The 11,292-nt window shown below is 48.4% G+C and carries 9 protein-coding genes; 4 read left to right on the top strand and 5 right to left on the bottom strand.

The window, feature by feature from the left end; translation table 11 throughout:
• From ACR0P9_RS02975 to ACR0P9_RS02960, 4 genes are all read right to left on the bottom strand, one after another.
• The coding region (locus ACR0P9_RS02975) for an alpha-galactosidase (protein WP_432617362.1) at positions 1-2,121 on the bottom strand (2,121 nt) is incomplete at its 3' end.
• Between the two features lie 98 nt (positions 2,122-2,219).
• On the bottom strand, positions 2,220-3,671 hold the full coding sequence (melB, locus tag ACR0P9_RS02970; RefSeq protein ID WP_432617361.1) for a melibiose:sodium transporter MelB: 1,452 nt from the start codon (positions 3,669-3,671) through the stop codon (positions 2,220-2,222).
• 309 nt (positions 3,672-3,980) lie between these two features.
• Positions 3,981-5,033 carry a LacI family DNA-binding transcriptional regulator gene (locus ACR0P9_RS02965; RefSeq protein WP_432617360.1) on the bottom strand — a complete coding sequence of 351 codons (1,053 nt, stop codon included), beginning with the start codon at positions 5,031-5,033 and terminating at the stop codon, positions 3,981-3,983.
• Positions 5,034-5,161: 128 nt separating this feature from the next.
• Positions 5,162-5,881, bottom strand: coding sequence for a YoaK family protein (locus tag ACR0P9_RS02960; RefSeq protein WP_432617359.1), 720 nt, complete (start codon positions 5,879-5,881; stop codon positions 5,162-5,164).
• Between the two features lie 294 nt (positions 5,882-6,175).
• Here ACR0P9_RS02960 and ACR0P9_RS02955 point away from each other — a divergent pair, with 294 nt between their 5' ends.
• From ACR0P9_RS02955 to ACR0P9_RS02940, 4 genes are all read left to right on the top strand, one after another.
• On the top strand, positions 6,176-7,417 hold the full coding sequence (locus ACR0P9_RS02955) for an ammonium transporter (protein ID WP_432617358.1): 1,242 nt from the start codon (positions 6,176-6,178) through the stop codon (positions 7,415-7,417).
• Between the two features lie 22 nt (positions 7,418-7,439).
• On the top strand, positions 7,440-7,784 hold the full coding sequence (locus ACR0P9_RS02950) for a P-II family nitrogen regulator (RefSeq protein WP_432617357.1): 345 nt from the start codon (positions 7,440-7,442) through the stop codon (positions 7,782-7,784).
• Positions 7,785-7,910: 126 nt separating this feature from the next.
• Positions 7,911-8,291: a thioesterase family protein gene (locus ACR0P9_RS02945; RefSeq protein ID WP_432617356.1), complete on the top strand. Its 381-nt coding sequence runs from the start codon at positions 7,911-7,913 to the stop codon at positions 8,289-8,291.
• A gap of 265 nt (positions 8,292-8,556) precedes the next feature.
• The gene (locus tag ACR0P9_RS02940) at positions 8,557-10,851 is read left to right on the top strand and encodes a hydratase (protein WP_432617355.1); all 2,295 of its coding nucleotides are present in this window, start codon (positions 8,557-8,559) and stop codon (positions 10,849-10,851) included.
• A 60-nt stretch (positions 10,852-10,911) separates the two neighbouring features.
• Here the strand turns inward: ACR0P9_RS02940 and ACR0P9_RS02935 are convergent.
• On the bottom strand, positions 10,912-11,292 hold a 381-nt coding region (locus ACR0P9_RS02935; RefSeq protein ID WP_432617354.1), incomplete at its 5' end, for an alpha/beta hydrolase family protein.

Below are 11,292 nucleotides of genomic sequence, written 5' to 3'. Positions count from 1 at the left end.
TTCCATCAATTCATCTCCGTAATGCGTTGCGGAATCATCCACACAATATAACAGATCCGGCTGTAAGCCGTGCAGCTTGACACGATGATATGGTCCGTTGACCTCATTGAGGATTTTATAGTATCCGACCAGTGCTGTGCGCTTGTCATCACTGACAACCATCCAAGCTGTGAAGTTGTTGTTGTCAAATGGACTGATAAGGCGATAGAACGTACCGAACTGAATCACTTCACGGTATTGCTTCATAAACTGAATTTGTTTGCGAACCAATTCGCGTTCTTCAGCGGTCAGCTTGTTGAGATCCAGCTCATAACCAAAGGTGCCGAAGTGTGCAACATTGGCGCGTGTTTCCAACGGTGTTACGCGGAATACCTGATGATTAGGAACGACCGAAACGTGAGAACCAATGCTGCTGATTGGATAGCACATAGATGTGCCGTATTGGATTTTCAGACGTTCGATGGCATCGGAGTCATCGCTTGCCCAGCCCTGCGGTGCATAGTACAGTAGACCTGGATCAAAACGTCCGCCGCCAGATGCGCAAGACTCAAACAATACATGCGGGAAATCTGAAGTCAAACGCTCATACAGCTGATATACGCCGAGGATATACCGATGAAACAGCTCGCCCTGTCGATCAGCAGGCAGCTTAGCAGAAAAAGCTTCGGTGATACAGCGGTTCATATCCCACTTGATATACGAGACCTTTGCTTCACGCAAAATTTTCGCCATCATTTCGTAAATGGCATCAATGACTTCCTGACGCGTAAAATCTAAGACAAACTGATTTCGTCCGTGAGAAGCACGGCGGTTCGGCGTGCAGATACGCCAGTCAGGATGGGCGCGGAACAAATCCGAATCTTCATTGACCATTTCCGGTTCAAACCACAGACCAAATTTCATGCCGAGGGCATCAATTCGCTCGGCGAGACCTGTGATGCCGCGTGCCAAACGCTCTGGATTGGCCACCCAGTCTCCCAGACCGGCGTGATCGTTGCAGCGGGCGCCGAACCATCCGTCATCCAGAACAAACAGCTCTACGCCGTCATTTTTCGCTGCCTGTGCAATGGAAACCAATTTATCTTCGGTAAAATCAAAATACGTAGCTTCCCAGTTGTTGATGAGAATCGGACGCGGACGATCTCGCCAGTATCCACGTGCCAAACGCTTTTGATATAGCTTGTGGAAGGTTTGACTCATGCTGTTGAGACCATCTGCGGAATATACCATAACGGCTTCCGGTGTCTGGAAAGATTCGTTTGGTGCGAGCTTCCAATCAAACTGGAAGGGGTTGATACCCATTGTCACGCGAGTGGTATTCCAAGTATCTACTTCAACCTGCGCTAAGAAGTTTCCAGAGTATACGAGACTGAATCCAATTGCTTCGCCGGAAAATTCTGTTGTTTCCGGACGCTTCAAGACAACAAATGGGTTGTGATTGTGAGAAGATGTGCCGCGCGTGGATTCTACGCTTTGGATGCCCTGCTCCAAACGCCGGATTTTCTGATGGCGTTCGCGAGACCAAGCACCGGAAAAATGCATAAATTCGTAATTGCTGTCCGGTAAATCGAGATTCAGGCTCATAGCGTTGGTCAAGTGCAGATCCGACGTGCCGCGATTGACAAAACGCGCGCTTCGAGCGATAACCGGATAATTAGCAAAAATTGTATAATTCAGCTCCAGCTCTGTACCAATGACTTCATCCCGCAGGAGAAAAGTAATGGTCTGTGCCTCGCTGTCATTTTCTGTGTAAGTGGCAGGAAGAGCGTCAAGGGCTGGCTTACCTGCGGTAATGGTGTGGGAAACATAGGAAAAATTGGTGATGCGGCTGCCGTTTGGCTGCACGATTTCCAGTGCCGGATGTCGGAAATCTGTGGTTCCGTAAGACGGATATTCCTGCTTGATGTGATCGAGAGAAAAGCGAAGATTGCCTTCAAATACATAGGCACTCATCGGACGATGATTCATCTCCAATAAATGATCGAAATTTTCTCTGTCGCGAATGGCTTTGCCAAAATATAATTGTCCCAACTGGTTATTTGGAAGAATTTTAATCAAATAGCTAATGCTGTTATTGGTTAAATGAAATGTTTTGCTGGACGCATGATATAAAATATTCATGAATTTACCTCTCTTTACCGTTTTATGGGGAGGATTATGAGGGAGGGAAGGGCAGGAACCCTTCCCTCACAAGAATAGAAAATAGGAAAATAGGGAAATCAATCAGAAACAGATGCAGACTGAGATTCATGCAGAGCATTGACCTCTTCGGTCAGCTCAGACAGCTTCTTGCCCTTGAGCTTGTATACATACTTGAAAATCAGGAAGCTGATGATGCACAGAACAACCGGAATGACAAAAGTCAGGACACGGATGCCAAGGATGGTGCCAGCAGCCTGATGGCCGGCATTCGCAGCGTTGTAGCCGATGACGGACAGGCCAACACCGGACAGCAGACCGGTTACTGCCTGTGCAGCCTTCATCAGGAAGGTCTGTGCAGAGCAGGTGACAGACTCGTTGCGCTTGCCAAACTTCAGCTCACCGTAGTCGATAACATCGGCGATGCAGCAGGTTGTCGTGCCCAGAGACAGGCCGGAACCAAAGAACAGGAAAGCACAGCAAGCGATAACAGCTGCATAGCTGGTCGGGCAAACATATCCGCAGATTGCCAGTGCTACCATAGAGAGAACCGGCAGACCGCAAGCAAGCAGATAAACCTTCTCGCGGGAAATCTTGCGGGCGATGACAGGGAACAAGAACAGACCGATCATCTCGAAGATGATGGTGAAGCCGAATACCGAGTACAGGTCAGCAGCCAGGCAAACTTCCTTAAAGTAGTAGACAGAAAATGCCTTGAGCAGCTGGGTTGCCAGATTGAAAGTCAGCAGCAGACCAATGAACGCAACCAACTGGTCGTTCTTAATGATGATGCCAAATGCTTCCTTCAGGCTCGTCTTGGTAGCCGTTGCGCCGGTGGTTGGCTTTTCCTTTACATTGAATACGGTGATGCCGATGCATACAATAAAGATGACAACAATGCAAACAGCAACAGCAGTGAAGCCAGTCTCAGAAATGTTCATGAACGAACCGTCTGCCTGCTTCTGCATGACAGTGTTGTCACCGAACTTGTTGTTGAAGAAGTTGATTGCACGCAGACCGAAGGTGCATACAATGAAACCGCCCAGCGATGCGAAAATACGCGGGATAACGGAAATGCTTTCGCGCTCTGCCGGATTAGAAGACAGATTCGGCAGCCAAGACCAATACGGAACGTCCATGATGGTGTAGGTCATGCCGTACAGGACGTACATTACGGATACGTAAATGTACATGGTTGTGGAACCCTTTTCGATTCCCAGTGTTGTAAATAGCAGAATAAAGAATACAGAGTTGATAAGCGTACCGATAATTAACCAGATACGGAACTTGCCGAAGCGAGTGCGTGTATTGTCGCAGATCATACCCATCATCGGGTCATTGATTGCATCCCAGATACGAGCGACTGCGAACAAGACACCGACGAATGCCGGATTCAGACCCAGCGTGTCGGTAAAATACAGCATCAGGAAAGCGCCGACGAGGTTACAGATTGCATCCTTGCCGATGGCACCAATACCGAAACAGTATTTTTGTCTTGCTGGAAGTCTGCCGGTAGCAGATGGATTTGCCATGATTCATACCTCCAATTTTTGAACTTTTGATACGAAATATCAGAGTTTTTGTGCACATTCTCTTTCGTTTGTGACACTAATTATAGAGGAGAAAGCAGTGCTTGAAAAGTATAATTTGTAACAAAAAACAGTGAATTTGTTAACTGGCAGCAAAATAAATTCCATATTTTTGCATCAGATTGCATAATTTTAGTAAATTTTACTAGATTATTTTACTGTTTTACCTGAAAGGTGACAGATTTCGTCGGTAAAAATGCTGAGAAAAATCCCGCCTTTATCCGGAGGTATCAGGATAAAGACGGGATTTTTTTATGCTTCGATATATGGTGCGGTACTGTTTCTCACCACGAGTGCTGGCGGGATAACAATTTTTTGAGGGAAATGCCGCTCCGGCTGGTGCGCTGGCGTAGAAGCGCGTTGGTGTACGAGCTGTACGGCGGTGGCTGCCATGTAGTCAAGATGAGGACTGATACTGGTCAGTGCCGGTTCGACGACAGAAGACATCACGGTGTCATTGAAGCTGACGATGCTGACATCCTCTGGAATTTTGAGCTGCAACTGACGCAGAGCGCGAATGGCACCGATGGCGGTTTCTTCATTGACGGTAACAAGAGCGGATGGGCGTTTATCGCTGTCCATAGCGGAGAGACGCAGCTGCAATTCGTGTTCAACAGCGACTTGATTGCGCATGGGGGTTTCAAAAATGAGATTTTGCTCGAATAATCCGGCTTCTCGCATATAGTGCTCATAGTAGCGGCGACGCGGCTCTAAGACAATGCGCTGGGTCTCATCCGATAATCGTTTGGGACCGATATATCCGATACGTGTATGGCCGAGAGAGCGCAGATAATCCAATGCCTGTTTGATGCCAAGTTCAAAATTTAATACCACGGAGTCGTATAATAATTCATTGGGAGAGGAATCCAAAAATGTGATGTTTCCGCTGATAGCACGCAGAGAGTTTATTTGCTTGTCGGTGAAATAGCCGATAGCGATAATGCCGTCAATATCCGAAGCGGATAGAGCACAATAATCTTCTCCAACCGTGCGCAGGGTAACGGTCTGCAATTTTCGTTCGTAACAGGTTTGTTCCACGAAATTTTTGAGATATAAAAAGTATGGATCCGCCATTTGTTCCGCGGGAGAGAGCATTTCTGCAATGCCAATAAACATGGTATCTGCCAAAATGCGCTGCGAACGGCGGCCGGAACCACCGGCATAACCGAGCCGATGTGCTGTGTCAAAAATAATGCGCCGGGTGTCCTCGCTGACCGTCATAGATGGATCATTGTTGAGAACACGAGAAATGGTAGTAGAAGAAAAGCCAGTCTTTTCAGACAATATTTTCAGTGTGATAGCCATAGGATGTTGCCTCCTTGAGATGACTAGGGGAAATCATGTGAAAAAACAGACACTGCCGTTCCGGATAACGCGTACCAGTTCGACAGTGCCTTTGATTTAGACGAAGACCGGAAAATAGAGCGTTTCGGTCAATTCTTTTCAGCAGCCTGTACGCGTACAGCGGCAGGCATTTTTTTACACGTGGAGAGAGAAGACGCTTTTTCTACCTGTGCTTCCCAGTAAATCAAGACAGTAGAAATAGCGAGGGGAATGGCGCACAGCCAAACGCTTCGGATGCCAATAAGAGAATGAGTCAGCCAAGAGAAGGCAACACCAAGATGAAAGCACAAGACCGTGCCGCCGAAGAACCAAGCCTTTTTGAGCAGCTTCTTCTCGTGGGTAATCGAGTATTCCGTCAGAGCGTTGGCAATCTGCCGACAGTTATTCGTGGAAAAGATGCAGGAAGCATTGTAGCCGTAAGCACCGGGGAACGAGTTCCACAGGAATGACATGGCGAAAAAGATAGGGTATAAACCAACAATTGCATTCATATGCTCCGGCAGAAAACCAAGAATGATGACTGCGAGCGCCGTGACGGCCAGCGAATACGGATACAGCTTCTTATGGTATTTCTTGGATAAAATAATCGTGGATGCCGATCCTGCGACATAGAGCAGAACACCGACCACTCGAATCAGAACATCAAAAAAGTTTTGTCCAAACAAGCTGGTGACAATATAAATCATGTTGGATGTCAGGGCATTGCCGAAGAAATCGTTGCGGCACAACAGGGCGTATACGCCCAAATATCCGCCTGTAATTGCCATAGAATGATGAATCCAGCAGGTGAGATCTTCACGTTCGATCATGTGACACACTCCTTTGGATTGATTTGTCTTCATTATAAGACGAGATGATAGGAATGTAAATGGACAAAACAGCACATCTATCCGGAGATTTTGGACATGATTCTGTGAATTATTGTGTAAGTCTGACAGAGGGGTGTTTGATAAAAAATGAATAATTGAAAAATAATACTTGCAATTTCTTACAAGGCATGGTATTCTAAACAAGACGAAGGCGTCAGTGATCCAAAAAGGTCACTGGCGCCTATTTTTTATTTACGTGGTTCACAAAATGTAGTATGATAGGAGTGAAAACAAATGATAGACACTGGCAGCACGGGATTTATGATGATTTGTTCGTCATATGTCTTTTTCATGACACCGGGTTTGGCATTCTTTTACGGTGGTTTGTGCCGCAGAAAAAATGTCGTCAACACGATGATGTCCTCGATCTTTATTATGGGTCTTGCATCGGTTCTCTGGGTGGCAATCGGCTATTCTCTGGCATTTGGAGGAAATGTAGGAGGCATTATCGGAACCTTCCAAAACGCCTTTTTACAAGGTGTCGGCTGGGAGCCGGGCGCGTATTCCGACCAGATACCGGGATTGGTATTTGTTGCCTTTCAGATGATGTTTGCCATCATTACACCGGCTTTGCTCACGGGTTCCGTTGTTGGACGCATGAATTTCAAAGCACTGTTTCTGTTTATTATTCTGTGGTCGCTGGTTGTGTATTATCCGCTGGCACATATGGTATGGGGCGAAGGCGGCTTCTTGGCGGCAATCGGCTCGGTTGATTTCGCTGGCGGCAATGTCGTACATATCAGCTCCGGTGTTTCCGGCTTGGTATTGTCTTTGATTCTCGGCAAGCGATTGGGTAGCGAGCAGGGTAATTTCCTGCCGCACAACATTCCGTTTGTTGTTCTCGGCGCATCGCTGCTGTGGTTCGGCTGGTTTGGTTTCAATGCCGGCAGTGCACTGGAGGCCAATGGTCTGGCAGCTCATGCCTTCCTGACCACGAATACCTCTGCGGCCATGGCTATGCTGACATGGATGCTTATTGATATGATTCGCGATGGCAAGCCGTCGCTGGTCGGCGCGTGCACGGGCGGCGTGCTGGGACTTGTTGCCATCACGCCGGGTGCGGGCTTTGTTCCGCTGTGGGCTGCATTTATTATTGGCGGTCTGGTCAGCCCGATCTGCTACTTTGCCGTTTCAGTCATCAAGGCAAAATTCGGATATGATGACGCGTTGGATGCCTTTGGCTGCCACGGCGTCGGCGGTATTTGGGGCGGTATTGCGACGGGTCTGTTTGCAAAAAGCTCGATCAATCCGACGGCACAGTGGGATGGTCTGATTTTTGGCGACTATCATCTGTTTGTCGCACAGATTCTCAGTATTGTAATCACGATTGCGATTGCCATCGTCGGCACATTGATTTGTGCAGGCATTGTCAAGCTGATTGTTCCGCTGCGCGTAGATGAACATGCCGAGCGCATTGGCATGGACGAGGCCATGCATGGCGAGCGCGCATATCCGACCTTTACCGGTTTGGATTGATTGTTTGGGAGGGAACTGTTATATGATTAAGATTGAAGCCATTGTCCGGCCGGAAAAGCTGGAAGATGTCAAGGACGCCTTGGCAATGATTAATGTTCATGGCATTACCTTATATCAGGTCATGGGCTGCGGCGCACAGAAGGGCGGCACAAAAAATGTGCGCGGCCATGCCGTACAGGTCAATCTGATTCCAAAAATTAAATTTGAAATTGTCGTTTCGGACGAAGAGTGGGCGCGCATTACGATTGATGCCATTTGCAATGCGGCATATACCGGTGAAATCGGTGACGGCAAGATCTTTAGCTATGATCTAGACAACGCCGTGCGTATCCGCACCCGCGAAATCGGACTGGCAGCATTAAACTGAGTGATAAAAAATCCTTCTCGCTGCATGTGGGAAGGATTTTTTGGTTGCATCTGGTTTAGACATGCGGTATACTGAAACAAGAAATTGTTCTCACCTAACTAGAGATAGAAAGCGAAGGTACATTATATGGAAGTAGGAATTTGCGGCAAGCAGACCATTACGGTTACAGAGGCAATGACGGCAAAGGCAATGGGCAGCGGCGAACTGCCGGTATATGCAACGCCGAGCATGATTGCCCTAATGGAAAACACGGCATATACCAGCGTTGCCGGTGAGCTGGAAGAGGGACAGGGCACCGTGGGAACGCTGATGAATGTCAAGCATTTGGCGGCTTCTCCGGTCGGCATGGAAGTGATCTGTGAGACCAAACTGATTGAGGTGGATCGCAAGCGGCTGGTGTTTGAAGTGAAGGCTTTTGACAAGGGCGGCTGCATTGGTGAAGGAATTCATGAGCGATTCATCATTACAAACGAAAAGTTTTTGAGCAAGGCACAGAGCAAGCTTTGATGTCTGTAATAGCCTGATTGGTGAAAATGGTGCGATTTTTCGGCAAAATCGCACCATTTTTTTTCGTTTTCCCGATAGAATTCCGCAAGAGAATGATTGAACAATGCAGCAGAATAGATTATAATGATATGCATGAGAGAAGCTGCGAACATTCAAAACATGCTTTTTTTATCATAGAGGCAGGATGGCAGCGGAATGCATCAAAAGACTTCCTGCGCACAAGCGCTGGCGCGGGAAGAAACAGGCAGCGAAAGGAGCTACAAAAATGGTCAAATTATATGACGGCGGCGTATATCTGGTCGGCGGCAAGCAGATTGTCGAAGAAAAAGATGCTGCTAAAGTACAAGAACTGACCGGTCAGGCAGCAAACAAGGCAGAAGCAAAGAAGGGCACGATTGCGTATTCCATTCTTTCGGCCCACAATGTATCGGATAACATGGACAAGCTGCGCATCAAGTTCGATGCCATGACATCCCATGACATTACCTTTGTCGGCATCGTGCAGACAGCGAAGGCTTCCGGCATGGAACGTTTTCCGCTTCCGTATGTGCTGACCAACTGTCACAACTCCCTGTGTGCTGTCGGCGGCACCATCAATGAAGATGACCATGTCTTTGGTCTGTCCGCTGCAAAGAAGTACGGCGGCATCTATGTTCCGCCGCACATGGCAGTCATTCATCAGTATATGCGTGAGACCATGGCAGGCTGTGGCCGCATGATTCTTGGCTCTGACTCCCATACGCGCTACGGTGCATTGGGCACCATGGCAGTCGGCGAAGGCGGCGGCGAGCTGGTAAAGCAGCTGCTGTGCGATACGTATGACATTGCCTATCCGGGTGTTGTTGCGATTTATTTGGATGGCAAGCCGCAGCCGGGTGTCGGTCCGCAGGATATTGCACTGGCAATTATCGGTGCCGTATTTAAGAATGGCTATGTTAAGAATAAGGTCATGGAATTCGTAGGCCCTGGCGTTGCTTCGATGCGCACAGATTATCGAAACGGCGTTGATGTTATGACGACAGAGACCACATGTCTTTCCTCGATCTGGCGCACAGATGAGGACACCAAGCAGTTCCTAACCATGCACGGCAGACCGGATGCATATAAGGAATTGAATCCGGCAGATGTTGCGTATTACGATGGCATGGTCTATGTAGATCTGAGCACTGTCAAGCCGATGATTGCTCTGCCGTTCCATCCGTCGCATACCTATGAGATTGACGAACTGAACGCAAACCTCGGCGATATTCTGCGCGAAGTAGAAAAGACAGAGCATCTGATTGCAGACAACCCACAGCTTGGCTTCAGTCTGACCGATAAAATCATTGATGGTAAGCTGCACGTACAGCAGGGCATCATCGCTGGCTGTGCAGGCGGTACCTATTCTAATATCATGGAAGCGGCACATATTCTGCGCAATGCACATCTGGGTCAGGATGAATTTACGCTGTCTGTTTATCCGTCTTCGATTCCGGTTTATATGGATCTGGTTAAGAAGGGTGCCTTTACGGAGCTGCTGACAGCTGGCGCAGTCATCAAGACGGCATTCTGTGGTCCGTGCTTTGGCGCAGGCGACACGCCGGCAAACAACGCGCTGAGCATCCGCCATACCACCAGAAACTTCCCGAACCGCGAAGGCTCTAAGCCGGGCAATGGTCAGCTGTCCGCAGTTGCACTGATGGACGCACGTTCTATCGCAGCTTCCGCAGCAAATGGCGGTGTTCTGACACCGGCAACTGATTTTGCAGACGATTATGTCGTGCCGGAATATGAATATGATGATTCTTCTTACCGCGCTCGTGTTTACCAGGGCTACAATGCACCGGTTGACGGCGCAGAGTTGGTATACGGCCCGAACATCAAGGATTGGCCGGAAATGAGCCCGCTGGCAGACAACATTCTGCTCAAGGTCTGCACCAAGATTATGGACGATGTAACCACGACGGATGAATTAATTCCGTCCGGCGAGACTTCTTCGTATCGTTCCAACCCGCTGGGTCTGGCAGAATTTACTCTGTCTCGCCGTGATCCGGAATATGTTGGCAGATCGAAGGCTGTTGACAAGCTGGAGAAGGCACGCGTAGCAGGCAAGGATCCAGTAGAATTGGAGCCGGAGCTGGCTAAGGTTTATGCACAGATTCAGGAGATTGATCCGTCTATGGTACCGGCAGAGACCGAGATCGGCAGCATGATTTACTGCGTCAAGCCGGGTGATGGTTCTGCTCGTGAGCAGGCGGCTTCCTGCCAGCGTGTCATCGGTGGTCTGGCAAACATCTGCCGCGAATACGCAACCAAGCGCTACCGTTCCAATGTCATGAACTGGGGTATGCTTCCGTTCCAGATGAAGGAAGAGCCGAACTTTGAGATTGGCGACTACATCTATATTCCGAATGCAAAGGCTGCTCTGGATGGCGATATGAACGACATCAAGGCATATGTACTGGGTGATACCGTAAAGGAAATCTCGTTGTACATTGCTGATATGACCGAAGACGAAAAGAAGATCGTCAAGGCTGGCTGTCTGATTAACTACAATCGCAACCGCAATAAGAACAAGTAATTGCATACAAATAGAGGGCTTTCCCAAGTGGGAAGGCCCTCTTTGTTGTTTATCGCTGTCTTATAATTGTCGGGTGAAAAAGTCTGCAATCAGTTGTTTGGTGCTGTCTTGGAAAAATTCCCGTGTGCCGTGCCCGGCACCGGTGACTTCGTAAAATTCTGCCCGATTTTCCATGCCTGCGGATACAATCGCGTCATAAAAATCCTCACTGATTTTCAACGGGACAATCGGGTCTTGATCTCCATGAAAAATGGCGATGGGACACATGGCACGGTTAATATAATGAATAGGACTTGCTTCATACGCTCGTTTTGGCAAGGTCTCTTCGGAGCCGCCAAGCAAAGCGCCTTCATGACTCTTTTTGATGCTGCTCCAACGGCTGTGTCCGCTGTTGACTTCTGCAGTTGTTTTTTGCAGCAGCTGAGATAAATCTACAGGGCC

It is taken from the genome of Butyricicoccus sp. (genome assembly GCF_050872565.1).
Lineage (GTDB): Bacteria > Bacillota > Clostridia > Oscillospirales > Butyricicoccaceae > Butyricicoccus_A.
Note: the sequence above shows the minus strand (reverse complement) of the source record. Positions and strands in the feature narration are given on the sequence as shown.

Excerpts from the sequence above, each read along its gene's own strand:
- melB (WP_432617361.1), bottom strand. The coding sequence starts at position 3,671 with ATGGCAAATCCATCTGCTACCGGCAGACTTCCAGCAAGACAAAAATAC.
- ACR0P9_RS02965 (WP_432617360.1), bottom strand. The coding sequence starts at position 5,033 with ATGGCTATCACACTGAAAATATTGTCTGAAAAGACTGGCTTTTCTTCT.
- ACR0P9_RS02960 (WP_432617359.1), bottom strand. The coding sequence starts at position 5,881 with ATGATCGAACGTGAAGATCTCACCTGCTGGATTCATCATTCTATGGCA.
- ACR0P9_RS02955 (WP_432617358.1), top strand. The coding sequence starts at position 6,176 with ATGATAGACACTGGCAGCACGGGATTTATGATGATTTGTTCGTCATAT.
- ACR0P9_RS02950 (WP_432617357.1), top strand. The coding sequence starts at position 7,440 with ATGATTAAGATTGAAGCCATTGTCCGGCCGGAAAAGCTGGAAGATGTC.
- ACR0P9_RS02945 (WP_432617356.1), top strand. The coding sequence starts at position 7,911 with ATGGAAGTAGGAATTTGCGGCAAGCAGACCATTACGGTTACAGAGGCA.
- ACR0P9_RS02940 (WP_432617355.1), top strand. The coding sequence starts at position 8,557 with ATGGTCAAATTATATGACGGCGGCGTATATCTGGTCGGCGGCAAGCAG.